Consider the following 15,742-nt stretch of genomic DNA (forward strand, 5'->3'; position numbering starts at 1 on the left):
TCAGGCGGCAGGTGCCCCGCTGCCCGCGACGATCTCGGGGCGCAGCAGGTCGGCCAGCCGCTCGGCCGGCAACAGGCCCTTCTCCAGCACGAGTTCGGCCACACCCCGGCCGGTGGCGAGGGCCTCCTTGGCGATGTCGGTGGCGGCGGTGTACCCGATGTGCGGGTTGAGCGCGGTGACCAGGCCGATGGAGTTCTCGACCGTCGCGCGCAGCACCTCGGTGTTGGCGGTGATGCCGTCCACGCAGCGCTCGGCCAGGGTGAGGCAGGCGCGCTGCAGGTGCGTGATGCTCTCCGACAGGGAGTGCAGGATGATCGGCTCGAAGGCGTTGAGCTGGAGCTGTCCGGCCTCCGCCGCCATGGTGATGGCGACGTCGTTGCCGATCACCTCGAAGGCGACCTGGTTGACGACCTCGGGGATCACCGGGTTGACCTTGCCCGGCATGATCGACGAACCGGCCTGCACGGGCGGCAGGTTGATCTCGCCCAGGCCCGCGCGCGGACCGGAGGAGAGCAGGCGCAGGTCGTTGCAGCTCTTGGAGAGCTTGACCGCGATCCGCTTGAGCACACCGGACATCTGGACGAAGGCGCCGCAGTCCTGGGTGGCCTCGACCAGGTTGGCCGCGGTGACCAGGGGCAGCCGGGTGATGTCGGCGAGGTGCCGGCGGGCGGCCTCGGCGTATCCGGCGGGAGCGTTGAGACCGGTGCCGATGGCCGTGGCGCCCAGGTTGATCTCATGGATCAACTCGACGGCCTCGGCGAGACGGCTGCGGTCCTCGTCCAGCATCACGGCGAACGTCGAGAACTCCTGGCCGAGGGTCATCGGCACCGCGTCCTGCAGCTGGGTGCGCCCCATCTTCAGCACGTCACGGAACTCGACGGCCTTGCGGCCGAACGCGTCCTGGAGCACGGCCATCGCCTTGAGCAGCCCGCGCACGGCGAAGACGGTCGCGATCTTCACGGCCGTCGGGTAGACGTCGTTCGTCGACTGCCCGAGGTTGACGTCCTCGTTGGGGTGCAGGTACTGGTACTGCCCCTTCGCGTGCCCCAGCAGTTCCAGCGCGCGGTTCGCCACGACCTCGTTGGCGTTCATGTTCGTGGACGTGCCCGCCCCGCCCTGAATGACGTCCACGACGAACTGGTCGTGCAGCTTGCCGTCGCGTATCTCCCGGCAGGCGGCGACGATCGCGGCCGCCTTCTCGGGCGCCAGCAGACCCAGCTCCTCGTTGGCGAGGGCGGCGGCCTCCTTGACGGCGGCGAGGGCGTCGATCAGGTGCGGGTAGGCGGAGATCGGAGTGCCGGTGATGGGGAAGTTCTCCGTCGCGCGCAGGGTGTGAACACCCCAGTACGCGTCGGCGGGGACGTCGCGGTCGCCGAGCAGATCGTGTTCGCTTCGGGTGGCGGCGGTCATGAGGGTTGGGGTCCTCTTTCTGAGGTACGGAGGTGACAGCGCCCCGATAGGGGCGCGGGGAACTGCGCGATCAACCACGAACGGCCCGCAGACCGGCGACGACCGGCAGTCCCCCAACGGCATCGGGCGAAGCGCTACGCGCAGGCGGTGAACGGCACCGGGTCCAGCGCACGTACCGGTCGCACGCAGCCCACCGGCTCCCCGCCGCCCAGCAGTGCCTCTCCGGCGAATTCGGTCAGCAGCCCGGGGTCGACGCCCGCGCGCGCGAGCGCCGCCGCGGCAACAGGGATCCGCGCCCGATTCGCCCCGTCGGCGATCTTCACTGCGACGGCTCGGCCATCAGGCAGCGCCGCCACCTGAACGCCCTCGAAGCCATCCTTGGCGAGCAGCCCAGGCACGGCCCGCATCAACGCGGCCACATCACGCCCCCGGCCGGAGGCCATCTCGGCGTGCGAGCGCATCGCGTCGGCCACTCGGGCCTCGGGCGTGCCCGGAGCCGCGGTGGTGATGCGGGCGACGGCGCGGGCGAGGCCGTGCAGGGAGACGGAGAACAGCGGCGCGCCGCAGCCGTCCACCGTCACCTGGGCCACCCGCTGCCCGGTCAGGTCCTCGACGATCTCGGCGATGGCCTGCTGGAGCGGGTGCGCCGGGTCCAGGTAGTCCTCCAGGGACCACCCGTTGAGCTTGGCGGTCCACAGCATCGCCGCGTGCTTGCCGGAGCAGTTCTGGGCGAGGCGGGAGGGCAGCCGGCCCTCGCGGACCCAGGTGTCCCGGACGGCCGGGTCGTACGGCATGTCGGGCACGTTGCGCAGGTCGTCCTCGGCGAGGCCGGCGAGTTCGAGGATCCGCCGGGTGCCGGCGAGGTGGCGCTCCTCGCCGGAGTGGCTCGCGGCGGCCAGCGAGAGCAGGTCGCCGTCGAGCGGCAGCCCGGCCCGCAGCATGGCCACGGCCTGGACGGGCTTGAGGGCCGAGCGCGGGTAGAACGCGGCCTCGATGTCGCCGAGCTGGAACTGGACCTGGCCGTCGGAGCCGAGGACGACGACGGAGCCGTAGTGGATGCCCTCGACGACCCCGCCGCGGATGAGGTGGGCGACGGGGGCGTGGAGGGGTTCGCGGACGAGGGGTGGGTCCGCAGGGGAACTGCTGTACATCACTACCTGCTTGTCAGGGAGCGCCGCGTGGGTCACGCATCGGCTCCGGTGGTGGACTTGCGCGCTGTGCGACCGCGGATGGCGTACCAGCCCGCGACCAGCGCTGCGACGATCAGCGGCAGGCACAGCACTGTGGTGCGTCCGGCGCCGCCGTCGGCGTACATGAGGACCAGCACGGAGGCGAGGAACGCCAGCGTCACGAGTTCGGTCCAGGGGGAACCCGGCAGCCGGTAGGAGGGCCGGGCCAGTTCGCCCTTCTGGGTCTTCTGCCAGAAGAGCAGGTGACAGAGCATGATCATGCCCCAGGTGGCGAGGATGCCGATCGCCGCGAAGTTCAGGACGATCTCGAAGGCATCCGCCGGGACGACGTAGTTCAGGCCGACGCCGAGGACACAGATACCGCTGGTGAGCAGGATTCCGCCGTACGGGACCTGGCTGCGGCTCATCTTCGCGGTGAACTTCGGGGCCGAGCCGCTCACCGCCATGGAGCGCAGGATGCGGCCGGTGGAGTACAGGCCGGAGTTGAGCGAGGACATGGCCGCGGTGAGCACGACCAGGTTCATCACGTCGCCCGCCGCCGGGACACCGATGTGGGACAGGACGGTCACGAAGGGGCTCTCGCCGGCGGTGTACTTGTTCCAGGGCAGGAGCATCGAGAGCAGGACGACCGAGCCGACGTAGAACAGGCCCACGCGCCACATGATCGAGTTGATCGCCTTCGGCATGATCTTCTCGGGGTTCTCGGTCTCACCGGCGGCGACGCCGACCAGTTCGACGGAGGCGTAGGCGAAGACGACGCCCTGGATGATCAGCAGCATGGGCAGCAGGCCGTTCGGGAAGACGCCGCCGTTGTCGGTGATCAGGGACGGGCCGGGGGTGCCGCCGTCCACGGGGTGCTGGGTGACCAGCAGGAAGATGCCGATGCACATGAAGACCACCAGCGCGCTGACCTTCACGATCGCGAACCAGAACTCCAGTTCGCCGAAGATCTTCACCGAGATCAGGTTCACGGTGAGGACCACGGCCAGGGCTATGAGCGCGATCACCCACTGCGGGATGTCGGAGAACATGCCCCAGTAGTGGGTGTAGGTGGCCACCGCCGTGATGTCGGCGATACCGGTGGTCGCCCAGTTGAGGAAGTACATCCAGCCCGCGGTGTAGGCGCCCTTCTCGCCCAGGAACTCCCGGGCGTACGACACGAAGGCGCCGGAGGACGGGCGGTACAGCACGAGTTCGCCGAGCGCGCGCACGACGAGGAAGGCGAAGACGCCGCAGACGGCGTACGCGACGAAAAGGGAGGGTCCGGCGTCGGCGAGCCGGCCGCCCGCGCCGAGGAAGAGGCCGGTGCCGATGGCACCGCCGATCGCGATCATGTTGACGTGCCGGTGCTTCAGGCTCTTGCTGTAGCCCGCGTCTCCGGCGTCTACATGGGTGGACGAGGGGCGCGTCTCGTCTTTGAGGTGCTGCTCGCTCACGCCTCGGGTCCGCCTTCCGTGGGGAGGTCCGTGCGCCCGGGGCGCACGATGTCGGTGAGGGTCGTCTCGACGCGGTCGAGGTGATGGCTCATGGCCTCGACGGCGTCGTGCTCGGAACCGTCGATCAGCGCCTCGACGATCGCCCGGTGCTCGCGGTTGGACTGCTCGCGGCGCCCGCCCAGCTCGTTGAGGAAGGCCGACTGACGCGCCAGTGCGTCACGGATCTCCTCGATGACCCGGCGGAACACCGGGTTCTGGGCGGCCTCGGCCACGGCGAGGTGGAAGAGGCTGTCCATCGCGACCCACGCGGTGGTGTCCGTCTCCCGCTCCATGCGGTCCAGGAGATGGGCCATGTGGTCCAGGTTCTCCGGGGTGCGGCGCAGGGCCGCGTACCCGGCGACCGGGATCTCGATGTGGCGGCGCACCTCGAGCAGGTCGCTGGCCGCGTAGTCGCCGAACGTGGGGTCCTCGACGGCGTTCGCGACGACGAAGGTGCCCTTGCCGGTCCGGGAGACCGTCAGGCCCATCGTCTGCAGGGCGCGCAGCGCCTCGCGGAGCACGGGCCGGGACACCTCGAGGGTGCGGCACAGCTCGGCCTCGGAGGGGAGCTTGTCGCCGATGGCGTACTCGCCGCGTTCGATGGCGCCGCGGAGGTGGCCGAGGACGGCTTCCATGGCGCTGACGCGCCGCGGGACCGGGCCACCTGTCTGGCTGTCTGACAGGTTCACGAGAGCGATCCTGCGGGTTGCCGAAGGGAACTGTCAAGGCATCGCGTAAGGAAACATTCACGGGGTGCGGCGCCTGAATGCAGGCATCCGCACCCCGTGGGTGGTGGGAGGATCGCTCAGCTGCTGATCGTGCCGCTGGCGAGCAGGCCGATGAGCCCGGCGCCGATGACGATGCGGTAGATCACGAAGGCGTTGAAGGAGTGCTTGGCGACGAACTTCAGCAGCCAGGCGATGGAGGCGTAGGCGACCACGAAGGACACGATCGTGCCGACGGCCAGCGGGGCGGCGCCGACGCCCGCGCCGAGGGCGTCCTTCAGCTCGTAGATGCCGGCGCCGGTCAGGGCCGGGATGCCGAGGAAGAAGGAGAGGCGGGTGGCGGCCACGCGGTCCAGGTCGAGGATGAGCGCGGTGGACATGGTGGCGCCGGAGCGGGAGAAGCCGGGGAAGAGCAGGGCGAGGATCTGGGAGCAGCCGACCAGCATCGCGTCCTTGAAGGAGGTGTCGTCCTCACCGCGCTTGTGCCGCCCCATCTGGTCCGCGCACCACATCACGACGGAGCCGCCGATCAGCGAGCCGGCGACCACCCAGAGCGAGGCGAGCGGGCCTTCGATCAGCGGCTTGGCGGCCAGGCCCACCAGGACGATCGGGATGGTCGCGGCGATCACCCACCAGGCGAACTTGTAGTCGTGGTGGTAACGCTCCTCGGGTTTGGTCAGACCCCGGAACCAGGCGGAGACGATCCGCTTGATGTCCTTGAAGAAGTACACGAGCACGGCGGCGATGGCGCCGACCTGGATGACGGCGGAGAAACCGACGACGGACTTGTCGTCGACGGGGATGTTCATGAGCCCCTCGGTGATCTTGAGGTGGCCGGTGGAGGACACGGGGAGGAACTCGGTCACCCCCTCGACTACTCCGAGGACGACGGCCTGACCGACGGAGATGGCGCTCATGGGATCCAGTTCTGAGGATAGTTGGTCGACAGTGCTGTAGACAGTACCGACTGTGCCCGACGGTACGCCAAGTGCCTAGGCCCACAGGGCGTCCGCGAGGGACACCCCGGCGAAGGCGGCCGCAAGACCCGCCGCCACGCTGGCGACGGCATTGGCGGCAGCGTAGAGCCCCGCACCGGCCTCGGTCAGCCGCAGGGTCTCGTAGGAGAAGGTCGAGTAGGTCGTCAGGGCCCCGCACAGACCGGTGCCGATCAGCAGCTGCAGGTGCGGACCTGCGGCTCCGGCGGACACGGCGCCGGTGAGCAGGCCCAGGATCAGGCTGCCGGTGACGTTCACCACGAAGGTGCCCCAGGGGAAGAGCGAGTCGTGCCTGGCCTGGACGGCCCGGTCGGTGAGATAGCGCAGGGGTGCGCCGACCATGGCCCCCACGACGACCAGCAGCCAGTTCACAACGACTTCTTACCCTTCGGTTCCGCTCCGTCAGGACCTGACCCACGCCCCACGTACCGGATGACCTCGCACTCCTCCAGGGTCACGAGACCTTCGGCGACCAGCTCGTCCAGCTGCGGCAGGAAGGCCCGCACCCGCTCCTCGGTGTCCACCACGACGATCGCCACGGGCAGGTCCTCGCTCAGGGACAGCAGCCGGGTGGTGTGGATACGGGAGGAGGCGCCGAACCCCTCGATGCCCCGGAAGACGCTGGCGCCGGCCAGCCCGACGGCGTGGGCGCGGTGCACGATCTCGGAGTAGAGGGGCTTGTGGTGCCAGGTGTCGTCCTCGCCGATGTAGACGGTCAGCTTGAGGGCCCGGCCGGTGAGTGAGGTCATGGCTGCCTCCGGGTGAGCACCAGGCGGGCGGCGACCGAGGCCAGCCACACCGCCGCGAGGGCCGCGACCAGGGTCGCGGCGAGATAGGCCAGCCCGGTGCGGGGGTGGCCGGTGTCGACCAGTCTGCGGATGTCGACGGCGTAGGTGGAGAACGTGGTGAATCCGCCGAGCACGCCGGTGCCGAAGAAGGGGCGCACGAGGCGGTGGGCGGCCCACACGTCGGTGATCAGCACCATGAACACGCCGATCACGGCGCAGCCGATGACATTGGTCCAGAAGGTCGCCCAGGGGAAGCCGCCCGGGGGCGTGGGCCAGGCCAGCGTGAGCGCGTAGCGGGCCGTCGCCCCGAGGGCGCCGCCGACTGCCACTACCGCCACAAGGGGCGCCTGGGTGCGCCACTCGGACCGCCGCGCGGGCGCGGGGCGGGCCCGCAGACTCTCGGTTTCCGGGGCTGTCATGCTCGTACGTCTCCTGTTCGGGCCCGCCCCGATGGGTGATCACGGCCGGGCACCAGGGTACCGCCGTGGCACACGGCCGACGGAGCGCGGTCTCACCAGCCCTTCTCGAACAGCCTGGCCACCTCGGCGATGCGGATCTCGTCGCGCCGGTAGCGGGTGCGGCAGCGGATCCGGCGGGTGCGCAGCAGGCCGAGGCGGCTGAGGAGGTCGAGGTGGGCGGCGGCGGTCCGCCGGGGGACGCCGAGCTTGGCGGCCACCGCCCGCGCGGTGACACCGGTCTCGGCGAGGTCCCCGTGGTGGCGCTCTGCCGGGAAGTGGGCCGCCGGATCCTTGAGCCACTCCAGTATGTCCTGCCGCATGCCGCCCGAGGGGTTCCTCATCATCCGTCTCGCCTCCGTCCCGGCCTCCTCGTGCGCTGTGTTCCCACTCTTGCGCAGCCGAAGCCGTCCCGTACGGGACTCCGCCGCCGTTGTCCGGTATCGAACGGCCGTTCCCGCCGGACCCGTTCAGGGAAACGAGAAGGGGCCCGGCCGTCCCCTTACGGCCGGGCCCCCGTCAGGGGTGGTTCAGCGGTGGCTGAACCACGACATGGAGGACAGCGCCTTGTCGTCGAAGCCGAACAGGGCCTGGTTCTCCCAGCCGTTGCCGGAGGTGGCGTCGGTCGGGTCCCAGCCGTTGCCGGTGACCGCGGTCCAGGTCGCCTCCCAGTAGAAGACGCCGAGGCCACGGCCGTTCGGGACGGCCTCCACGATGCTCGCCACGTCGTTCATCCACTTGGTCTGTCCGGCCACGGTCGCCGGGTAGCCGGAGACCAGCTCGCCGGTGGTGTCGATCTGGTTGACCAGCGAGTCGTCGCTGTCCAGCCGGAAGGGGTAGGCCGTCTCGGCGACGAACACCGGCTTGCCGTAGCGGGAGGCCGCGTCGTCCAGAGTGGTCTGGAAGTCGGAGAGCGGGCCGTGCCAGTAGCCGTAGTACGACAGGCCGATCGCGTCGAACTTCACACCGTTGGCGACCGCGTTGTCGAACCACGACTCGGTTCCGGCCTTGTCACCGCCCTTGGCCAGGTGCAGCGCCACGACCGTGGACGAGTTGACCGCCTTGACGGCGTCGTAGCCCGAGTTGAGCAACCCCGCGAGCTGAGACCAGTTGCTCGTCGATCCCTCGTTCCACAGCATGCCGCCGTTGATCTCGTTGCCCACCTGGACCATGTCGGCGGTCGTGCCCTGGGCCTTCAACGCGTTCAACACGTCGTACGTGTGGTTGTACACGTCCGTCTTGAGCTGGCTGTACGAGTGGCCCGCCCAGGCGGCCGGCTTGCTCTGGGCTCCCGGGTCGGCCCAGGTGTCGGAGTAGTGGAAGTCGACCAGCAGCTTCATGCCGGCCGCCTTGACGCGCTTGGCCACGGCCAGGACGTGGGCCTTGTCGTTGAAGCCGTCGGCCGGGTTCACCCAGACCTTCAGCCGCGCGTAGTTCATGCCGGCGTTCTTCAGGATGGTGACGGCGTCACCGGTGGTGCCGGAGCTGGTCTTGTACACCCCGCCCTTGGCCTCGCTCTTGGCGAGGGAGGAGATGTCGGCACCATGGATGGATGTACCGGTGGTGCCGGACGTGAAGGTCAGGTCGTCAACATTGATCCAGTTGCCCGCGTTCGCGTCACTGTTGATGCTGATGGTGCACTGACTGTTGGTCACGTTGATCGGCGTGACGATACGGATCCACCCACTCGACGAGATCGGCAGATCCGTGCGCTGCTCGGTGCTCCCGCAGTTCTTGAGCGCTATGTAGGCCGAGTTCTGTCCACCGCTGGAGCGGACCCACGCGGTCAGCGTGTAGTTGCCGTTGGTCAGCCCCGACAGGTACTGGTACGTCTCCACCTTGTAGGCGGAGGACGAGTAGTGGGTCAGGCGGTAGCTGCCGCCGTGGCCCCCGGCCTCGGTGAAGGAGGCGGAGTTCTGGCCGGCCGCCGAGTACGTCGACCAGCCGGCCGGGGTCGCGGTGCCGGTGCCGTCGGACTCGAAGCCGCCGTTGGTCAGGGTGCTCGCGGCCTGGGCACTCTGGGCGGGCAGGGCGGTGAGAGCGAGCCCGGCCGCGAGCGGCAGCAACAGGGCCCTGATGGTGCGTCTGGGATGGAACATCATCGTCCGTCGTCCCTTCGACGTAACTGGGTTGGGGGTGTCCTCCGGTGGGAGCCGGAGGAGAACCCCTCCGCCCGCGGCTCTCGTGGCACACACGGACGGAGGGGAGCCTGCTCAGCCGTCGAGTCGTACGACCCGCACGGCCCCCGCCGGGACCGCCAGGCGGCCCGCGGCGCGCTCGCCCGTCAGCAACTCGGTGCCGGGCGTGTCCAGCGGCACCTTGGCGTCGCCGGTGGTGTGGTTGATCGCGAAGAGATAGGTCCCCGACTCACCGCCGCGGCGCACGACCTCGACGTCGCGGGGCAGGTCGGCGCGCGGGGCGATCCGCGCGTCGTCGGCGGCCCAGCCGATCAGCGCGTCCAGGCCGTGGGCGTCGAGGCGGGTGGAGACGTACCAGGCGGTGCCCTCGCCGAGCCGGTGCCGGGTGACCCCCGGGCGGCCGGCGGCGAGCCCGTCGGCGTACGTCCACACGGTGTCGGCGCCGCGCGGCACCACGAACTCCGTCCACACGTCCCCGGTCAGCTCGGAGCCGTCGGGACCGGTCAGGCGCACCCGCTCGTCCCGCAGCAGCGGCGAGAACTCCTCCACACTCAGGCCGAGGACGTCGCGCAGCGCGCCCGGGTAGGCGCCCTCGTGCACGGCGTCGTGCTCGTCGACGATGCCGGAGAAGTACGACACCACGAGCGTGCCGCCGTTCTCGACGTACTCCCGGACGTTGTTCCCGGCCGCCTCCGTCATCAGGTACAGAGCCGGTACGACGACAAGGGGATACCTCGACAAGTCGGCTTCCGGGTGCGCGAAGTCGACGGTGAGGTGGCGGTCGTAGAGGGCCTCGTAGAAGGAGTCGGCACGCTCGCGCGGGTCGTGGTCCTCGCTGGGCCGCCAGGCCAGGTTCTGCGCCCACCAGGACTGCCAGTCCCACAGCATGGCCACGTCGGCCTGGGTGCGGGTGCCCCGGACGGTGCTCAACGAGTCGATGGACGCGCCGAGTTCGACCACCTCGCGCCACACGCGCGTGTCGGTGCCGCCGTGCGGGAGCATCGCCGAGTGGAACTTCTCGGCGCCGCGCCGGGACTGGCGCCACTGGAAGAACATCGCGCCGTCGGAGCCGCGGGCCACATGAGCGAGGGAGTTGCGGGCCATCTCACCGGGGGCCTTGGCGGGGTTGCGGGGCTGCCAGTTGACGCCCGAGGTGGAGTGTTCGAGCAGCAGCCAGGGGGTGCCGCCGGCCACGGAGCGGGTGATGTCCGCCGCCATGGCGAGGTTGACGTGGGTGCGGCGGCCGTCGGTGATCAGGTAGTGGTCGTTGGTGACGAGGTCGACCTCGCGGCCCCAGGCCCAGTAGTCCATGGAGTCGCACTGGCTGAGCGCGGTCATGAAGTTGGTCGTCACCGGGACGCCCGGCGAGAGCCGGTGCAGGATGTCCCGCTCGGCGCGGAAGTTCTCGCGGATGGTGGCGTCGGCGAACCGCTTGTAGTCCAGCGCCTGGCCCGGGTTGCCGACGGTCGGCGTGGCGCGCGGCGGGTTGATCTGCTCGAAGCCCGAGTAGCGCTGGCCCCAGAAGGCGGTGCCCCAGGCCTCGTTGACGCCCTCGACGGTCCCGTAGGTGTCCGCCAGCCAGCGGCGGAAGTGGGCGGCGCAGGAGTCGCAGTAGCAGGCCGAGACGGGGACGCCGTACTCGTTGTGCACGTGCCACAGCGCGAGCCCGGGGTGGTCGCCGTAGCGCTCGGCGAGCTTCGTGGTGATGTTCGCCGCGGCGGCGCGGTAATCGGCGTTGCTGTGGCAGATCGCGCCCCGCGAGCCGAACTCGTAGCGCACGCCCTCCGCGGTCACCGGCAGCGCCTCGGGGTGCTCCCGGTAGAACCAGGCGGGCGGCACCACGGTGGGGGTGCCGAGGTCGACGCGGATGCCGTTGTCGTGCAGCAGGCCGATGACCCGGTCCAGCCAGCCGAAGTCGTACACCCCGGGTGAGGGCTCCAGCAGGGCCCAGGAGAAGATCCCGACGCTCACCATCGTGACGCCGGCCTCGCGCATCAGCCGCACGTCCTCCTGCCAGACGTTTTCCGGCCACTGCTCGGGGTTGTAATCCCCACCGAAGGCGAGCCTGGTGAGGCCCCTGGGGCTGGTCTCCGGCATGGATCTCTCCCGTGAAATCGATCATTTGGGAACGTGCACACACAGGATCGGCGGTGCGAGCCCAACATAACCGCACAGCAACAACCATTGACAAGTGTCCGGGATGTTTCTCTACTGTGAACGCTCACAGAAGCATGGCAGGGGCTCTCCGCGAGCGAGCACCCGGGTCATGTGAACGTGCACACATCTGCATGGCAGGTCCCCGCAGCGGGCGGGGACCCAGGTCAGGGGAGAGATCCATGCCGCACACGAAGCGCCGCCGCCTCGTGACATCCGCCGTCGCCGTCGCGCTCGGCGCCACCGCCCTCACCGCCTGCGGCTCCGGGGACGACAGCAAGGCCGAATCCGGCCCGGTTTCACTGACGTACTGGACCTGGACACCCGGCATGGACAAGGTCGTCGACCTGTGGAACAAGGGGCCGGGCAAGAAGGACAAGATCACCGTCACGGTGAAGAAGCAGGCGTCCGGCGACACGCTGGTCACCAAGATCCTCACCGCGCACAAGGCGAAGAAGGCGCCCGACCTGGTGCAGGCCGAGTACCAGGCGCTGCCGACGCTGGTCAGCAACGACGCGCTGGCCGACATATCCAAGGAGGTCGGCGACTCGAAGAGCAAGTTCGCCGACGGCGTCTGGCAGCAGACCACGCTGGGCACGGACGCGGTCTACGCGGTGCCGCAGGACATCGGCCCGATGATGTTCTACTACCGCGAGGACCTGTTCAAGAAGTACGGCCTGAAGGTCCCCACCACCTGGGAGCAGTTCGCCGAGACCGCCCGCGCGCTGAAGAAGAAGGCGCCGGACAAGGCCCTGACCACCTTCTCCGCCAACGACTCCGGCCTCTTCGCCGGTCTCGCCCAGCAGGCCGGCGCCAAGTGGTGGACCACCTCCGGCGACAAGTGGAAGGTCGCCATCAACGACGCGGCCACCCAGAAGGTTGCCAAGTTCTGGGGCGGGCTGGTCAAGGAAGGTGTCATCGACAACCAGCCGATGTACCAGCCGGCCTGGAACAAGGCGCTCAACACGGGCAAGGAGATCGCCTGGGTCAGCGCCGTGTGGGCACCGGGCACGCTGACCACGGCCGCGCCGGACACCAAGGGCAAGTGGGCCATGGCCCCGCTCCCCCAGTGGTCGCTCGACCAGGACGTCACCGGCAGCTGGGGCGGCTCCTCCACCGCCGTCACCACCGACTCCCCGCACCAGGCCGCCGCCGCCAAGTTCGCGGCCTGGCTGAACACCGACGGTGACGCCCTGAACGCGCTGGCGAAGGAGGGCGGCATCTACCCGGCCTCCACCTCCGCCCAGCTCAGCGGCGCCTTCTCCAACCCGCCGGCGTACTTCTCCAACCAGCCGGACTTCTACACCAAGGCCGCCGACATCGCGAAGACCACCGCGCCGTCCGCATGGGGCCCGAACGTGAACGTCGCCTACGCGACCTTCAACGACGCGTTCGGCGCCGCCGCCAAGAGCAAGTCGGACTTCGGCGCCGCCCTGGACAAGATGCAGGACGCCACGGTCGCCGACATGAAGAAGCAGGGCTTCGGGGTTTCTCAGTGACCAGCACCGCAAGCCGGAAGTCGTACGGGGTCAAGGGGGCCCCGTACGCCCACCCGTCTCCCACCACCACCCTCAAACGAGCGCGAAGCGCGCCCTATATTTTCCTCCTCCCCGCGTCCGTCCTGTTCCTCCTGTTCTTCGCGCTGCCCATCGGCTACGCGGTCTGGCTCAGCTTCCGCAAGGCGCACGTCTCCGGGCTCGGCCTGGGCGCGGGCGCCCGCAAGGAGGTCTGGGCCGGCTTCGGCAACTACACCGAGGCCTTCCACGACAGCGAACTGCTCCATGGCGCCCTGCGCGTGCTCGGCTACGGCTGCATCGTCGTCCCGGTGATGCTCGGCCTCGCGCTGCTGTTCGCGCTGATGCTCGACACCGAGAGGGTGCGCCTGGCCCCCTTCACCCGGCTCGCGATCTTCCTGCCGTACGCCATCCCCGGCGTGGTGGCCGCGCTGATGTGGGGCTTCCTGTACCTGCCGGACGTCAGCCCGTTCTACTACGTGCTGGACAAGCTGAACCTGCCGCAGCCGAACCTGCTGGACGGCGGTCCGCTGTACCTCGCCATATCGAACATCGCGGTCTGGGGCGGCACCGGCTTCAACATGATCGTCATCTACACCTCGCTCCGGTCCATCCCGGCCGAGGTGTACGAGGCGGCGAAGCTGGACGGCGCCACCCCGCTGCAGATCGCGCTGAAGATCAAGATCCCGATGGTGGCGCCCTCGCTGGTGCTGACCTTCTTCTTCTCGATCATCGCGACGCTCCAGGTGTTCAACGAGCCGACCACCCTCAAGCCGCTGACCAACTCCCTCAACACGAGCTGGAGCCCGCTGATGAAGGTGTACCAGGACGCCTTCCACCGGGGCGACATCTACTCGGCAGCCGCCGAGGCGACCCTGATCGCACTGGCCACCCTGGTGCTGTCCTTCGCCTTCCTGCGGGCCGCGAACAGTCGTAACAAGCAGGAGGAAGCACGATGAGTTCTCTTGCCCTCGGCACGGCGGAGCCGGCGGCGGGCACCACGCCCGGTACCGCCCAGCGACCGCCGCTGCGCCGCCGGATCGCGCTGATCCCGACCGCCACACTGCTGCTCGGCGCGATCTACACCCTGCTGCCGGTGGCCTGGGTGGTGATCGCGTCCACCAAGTCCGGGCACGAGCTGTTCTCCACCTTCACCTTCCTGCCCGGCACCGGTTTCACCGGCAACATCAAGGACCTCAACGCCTACCGCGACGGCATCTACTGGCAGTGGATGGCCAACTCCGCCCTGTACGCCGGTCTCGGCGCCCTGCTGTCGACCGCCGTCTCGGCGTTCAGCGGCTACGCGCTCGCGACCTACCGCTTCCGGGGCAGCGAGACGCTGTTCAACGTCCTGCTCGCGGGCGTCCTGATGCCGCCGGTGATCCTCGCCATCCCGCAGTACCTGCTGATGGCGAAGGCGAACCTCACGGACTCCTACCTGTCCGTGCTGCTGCCGCAGATCCTCTCCCCGTACGGCGTCTACCTGTCGCGGATCTACACGGCCGCCGCCGTCCCCGCCGACGTGGTGGAGGCCGGGCGGATGGACGGGGCGAGCGAGTGGCGGATCTTCACCCGGATCGCACTGCCGATGATGATCCCCGGCATGGTCACGGTGTTCCTGTTCCAGTTCGTGGCCGTGTGGAACAACTTCCTGCTGCCGTACATCATGCTCAGCGACGACGAGCGGTTCCCGCTCACCCTGGGTCTGTACACGCTGCTGGAGCAGGGTTCCAACACTCCGGCGCTGTACACGCTGGTGATCACGGGCGCGTTCCTCGCGGTCCTCCCGCTGATCCTGCTGTTCCTGGTCATCCAGCGGTTCTGGAGCCTGGATCTCCTCTCCGGGGCCGTAAAGTCATGACCATGAGCAGCAATTCGGGGGGCCGGCGCAAACCGCCGACGATCCACGACGTGGCGCGCGAGGCAGGGGTCTCACGAGGCACCGTCTCGCGCGTGCTCAACGGCGGGCACTACGTCAGCCCCGCCGCGCAGGAGGCGGTCGACGCCGCCATCCGCAGGACCGGGTACGTCGTGAACCGGCACGCCCGCTCGTTGATCACCGGACGCTCCGACTCGGTCGGCTTCCTGCTGACCGAGCCGCAGGAGCGGTTCTTCGAGGATCCCAACTTCAATGTGCTGCTGAGCGGTTGCACCCAGGCGCTGGCCGCGCACGACATCCCGCTGCTGCTGATGCTGGCGGGGACGAAGGACGAACGGCGGCGCATAACGCGGTACATCACGGCCGGGCACGTCGACGGGGTGCTGCTGGTCTCCAGCCACTCCGGCGATCCGGTCGCCGAGGAGCTGCGGGAGGCGGGCGTGCCGCTGGTCGCCTGCGGCAAGCCGATCGGCCTCGGTTCGAAGGTGAGTTACGTGGCCGCCGACGACCGTGACGGCGCCCGGGACATGGTCCGGCACCTGGTGTCGCTGGGCCGGCGCCGGATCGGTGTGGTCACCGGTCCGCTGGACACCCCGGGTGGTGTGGAGCGGCTCGCCGGCTACAAGGAGGTGCTCGCCGAGGCGGGCGTCGAGGTGGACGAGCGGCTGATCGTCTCCGGCGACTACAGCCGGGCCAGCGGCGAGGCGGGCGCGGAGCGGCTGCTGGCGCAGGCCCCGGACATGGACGCCGTGTTCGTCGCCTCCGACCTGATGGCGCAGGGCGTGCTGGCGGTGCTGCAGCGGGCGGGCAAGCGGGTGCCGGAGGACATCGCTGTCGGCGGTTTCGACGACTCCCCCGCGGCGACCGCGGTCACCCCGGCGCTGACCACCATCCGTCAGCCGTGGGACCGGATCAGCACCGAGATGGTGCGGGTGCTGCTCGCCCAGATAGGCGGCGAGGACCCGGCCGCGGTGATCCTCCCGACGGAGTTCGTACGCCGCGAGTCGACCTGAGGACGC

At 69.5% G+C, this 15,742-nt stretch carries 15 protein-coding genes; 4 read left to right on the plus strand and 11 right to left on the minus strand.

What is annotated here, in order from left to right:
* The 11 genes from aspA to BEK98_RS27095 form a co-directional block, all read right to left on the minus strand.
* A complete protein-coding gene (gene aspA / locus BEK98_RS27045; RefSeq protein WP_094219274.1) occupies nt 1-1,410 on the minus strand; it encodes an aspartate ammonia-lyase in 1,410 nt (469 codons plus the stop codon).
* 134 nt (nt 1,411-1,544) lie between these two features.
* Nucleotides 1,545-2,561 (minus strand): asparaginase, encoded by a 1,017-nt coding sequence (locus BEK98_RS27050; RefSeq protein ID WP_094219444.1) that lies wholly within the window; start codon nt 2,559-2,561, stop codon nt 1,545-1,547.
* Between the two features lie 32 nt (nt 2,562-2,593).
* Nucleotides 2,594-4,036 (minus strand): amino acid permease, encoded by a 1,443-nt coding sequence (locus BEK98_RS27055; RefSeq protein WP_094219275.1) that lies wholly within the window; start codon nt 4,034-4,036, stop codon nt 2,594-2,596.
* Complete coding sequence (locus BEK98_RS27060; RefSeq protein ID WP_094219276.1) at nt 4,033-4,710, minus strand: FadR/GntR family transcriptional regulator; 678 nt, start codon at nt 4,708-4,710, stop codon at nt 4,033-4,035. Before BEK98_RS27060 ends, BEK98_RS27055 begins: the two co-directional genes overlap by 4 nt.
* A 170-nt stretch (nt 4,711-4,880) precedes the next feature.
* Nucleotides 4,881-5,717 carry an undecaprenyl-diphosphate phosphatase gene (locus BEK98_RS27065; protein ID WP_094219277.1) on the minus strand — a complete coding sequence of 279 codons (837 nt, stop codon included), beginning with the start codon at nt 5,715-5,717 and terminating at the stop codon, nt 4,881-4,883.
* Between the two features lie 75 nt (nt 5,718-5,792).
* On the minus strand, nt 5,793-6,167 hold the full coding sequence (crcB, locus tag BEK98_RS27070) for a fluoride efflux transporter CrcB (protein WP_094219278.1): 375 nt from the start codon (nt 6,165-6,167) through the stop codon (nt 5,793-5,795).
* Nucleotides 6,164-6,544, minus strand: coding sequence for a DUF190 domain-containing protein (locus BEK98_RS27075; RefSeq protein ID WP_094219279.1), 381 nt, complete (start codon nt 6,542-6,544; stop codon nt 6,164-6,166). Before BEK98_RS27075 ends, crcB (BEK98_RS27070) begins: the two co-directional genes overlap by 4 nt.
* On the minus strand, nt 6,541-7,002 hold the full coding sequence (gene crcB / locus BEK98_RS27080) for a fluoride efflux transporter CrcB (protein ID WP_094219280.1): 462 nt from the start codon (nt 7,000-7,002) through the stop codon (nt 6,541-6,543). Before crcB (BEK98_RS27080) ends, BEK98_RS27075 begins: the two co-directional genes overlap by 4 nt.
* A gap of 92 nt (nt 7,003-7,094) precedes the next feature.
* Nucleotides 7,095-7,385 carry a helix-turn-helix domain-containing protein gene (locus BEK98_RS27085; RefSeq protein WP_094219281.1) on the minus strand — a complete coding sequence of 97 codons (291 nt, stop codon included), beginning with the start codon at nt 7,383-7,385 and terminating at the stop codon, nt 7,095-7,097.
* 183 nt (nt 7,386-7,568) lie between these two features.
* Nucleotides 7,569-9,137, minus strand: coding sequence for a glycoside hydrolase family 53 protein (locus tag BEK98_RS27090; RefSeq protein ID WP_094219445.1), 1,569 nt, complete (start codon nt 9,135-9,137; stop codon nt 7,569-7,571).
* A 114-nt stretch (nt 9,138-9,251) separates the two neighbouring features.
* Complete coding sequence (locus BEK98_RS27095; protein ID WP_094219282.1) at nt 9,252-11,273, minus strand: beta-galactosidase; 2,022 nt, start codon at nt 11,271-11,273, stop codon at nt 9,252-9,254.
* A gap of 239 nt (nt 11,274-11,512) precedes the next feature.
* Here BEK98_RS27095 and BEK98_RS27100 point away from each other — a divergent pair, with 239 nt between their 5' ends.
* From BEK98_RS27100 to BEK98_RS27115, 4 genes are read left to right on the plus strand one after another with little or no spacing between them, the layout of a single operon-like run.
* A complete protein-coding gene (locus tag BEK98_RS27100; RefSeq protein WP_094219283.1) occupies nt 11,513-12,829 on the plus strand; it encodes an ABC transporter substrate-binding protein in 1,317 nt (438 codons plus the stop codon).
* Nucleotides 12,826-13,803 (plus strand): carbohydrate ABC transporter permease, encoded by a 978-nt coding sequence (locus BEK98_RS27105; RefSeq protein WP_094219284.1) that lies wholly within the window; start codon nt 12,826-12,828, stop codon nt 13,801-13,803. The genes BEK98_RS27100 and BEK98_RS27105 overlap by 4 nt, the downstream gene beginning before the upstream one ends.
* Entirely contained in the window at nt 13,800-14,705 is a 906-nt protein-coding gene (locus BEK98_RS27110) for a carbohydrate ABC transporter permease (RefSeq protein ID WP_094219285.1), read from the plus strand. Before BEK98_RS27105 ends, BEK98_RS27110 begins: the two co-directional genes overlap by 4 nt.
* Complete coding sequence (locus BEK98_RS27115; RefSeq protein ID WP_094219286.1) at nt 14,702-15,736, plus strand: LacI family DNA-binding transcriptional regulator; 1,035 nt, start codon at nt 14,702-14,704, stop codon at nt 15,734-15,736. The genes BEK98_RS27110 and BEK98_RS27115 overlap by 4 nt, the downstream gene beginning before the upstream one ends.
* Nucleotides 15,737-15,742: the final 6 nt, after the last annotated feature.

It is taken from the genome of Streptomyces diastatochromogenes (assembly GCF_002242805.1).
GTDB classification, from domain to species: Bacteria; Actinomycetota; Actinomycetes; order Streptomycetales; family Streptomycetaceae; genus Streptomyces; species Streptomyces diastatochromogenes.

Excerpts from the sequence above, each read along its gene's own strand:
- crcB (WP_094219280.1), bottom strand. The coding sequence starts at position 7,002 with ATGACAGCCCCGGAAACCGAGAGTCTGCGGGCCCGCCCCGCGCCCGCG.
- BEK98_RS27115 (WP_094219286.1), top strand. The coding sequence starts at position 14,702 with ATGACCATGAGCAGCAATTCGGGGGGCCGGCGCAAACCGCCGACGATC.
- BEK98_RS27050 (WP_094219444.1), bottom strand. The coding sequence starts at position 2,561 with ATGTACAGCAGTTCCCCTGCGGACCCACCCCTCGTCCGCGAACCCCTC.
- BEK98_RS27090 (WP_094219445.1), bottom strand. The coding sequence starts at position 9,137 with ATGTTCCATCCCAGACGCACCATCAGGGCCCTGTTGCTGCCGCTCGCG.
- BEK98_RS27060 (WP_094219276.1), bottom strand. The coding sequence starts at position 4,710 with ATGGAAGCCGTCCTCGGCCACCTCCGCGGCGCCATCGAACGCGGCGAG.
- BEK98_RS27095 (WP_094219282.1), bottom strand. The coding sequence starts at position 11,273 with ATGCCGGAGACCAGCCCCAGGGGCCTCACCAGGCTCGCCTTCGGTGGG.
- BEK98_RS27085 (WP_094219281.1), bottom strand. The coding sequence starts at position 7,385 with ATGATGAGGAACCCCTCGGGCGGCATGCGGCAGGACATACTGGAGTGG.
- BEK98_RS27110 (WP_094219285.1), top strand. The coding sequence starts at position 13,800 with ATGAGTTCTCTTGCCCTCGGCACGGCGGAGCCGGCGGCGGGCACCACG.
- BEK98_RS27065 (WP_094219277.1), bottom strand. The coding sequence starts at position 5,717 with ATGAGCGCCATCTCCGTCGGTCAGGCCGTCGTCCTCGGAGTAGTCGAG.
- BEK98_RS27100 (WP_094219283.1), top strand. The coding sequence starts at position 11,513 with ATGCCGCACACGAAGCGCCGCCGCCTCGTGACATCCGCCGTCGCCGTC.
- BEK98_RS27075 (WP_094219279.1), bottom strand. The coding sequence starts at position 6,544 with ATGACCTCACTCACCGGCCGGGCCCTCAAGCTGACCGTCTACATCGGC.
- aspA (WP_094219274.1), bottom strand. The coding sequence starts at position 1,410 with ATGACCGCCGCCACCCGAAGCGAACACGATCTGCTCGGCGACCGCGAC.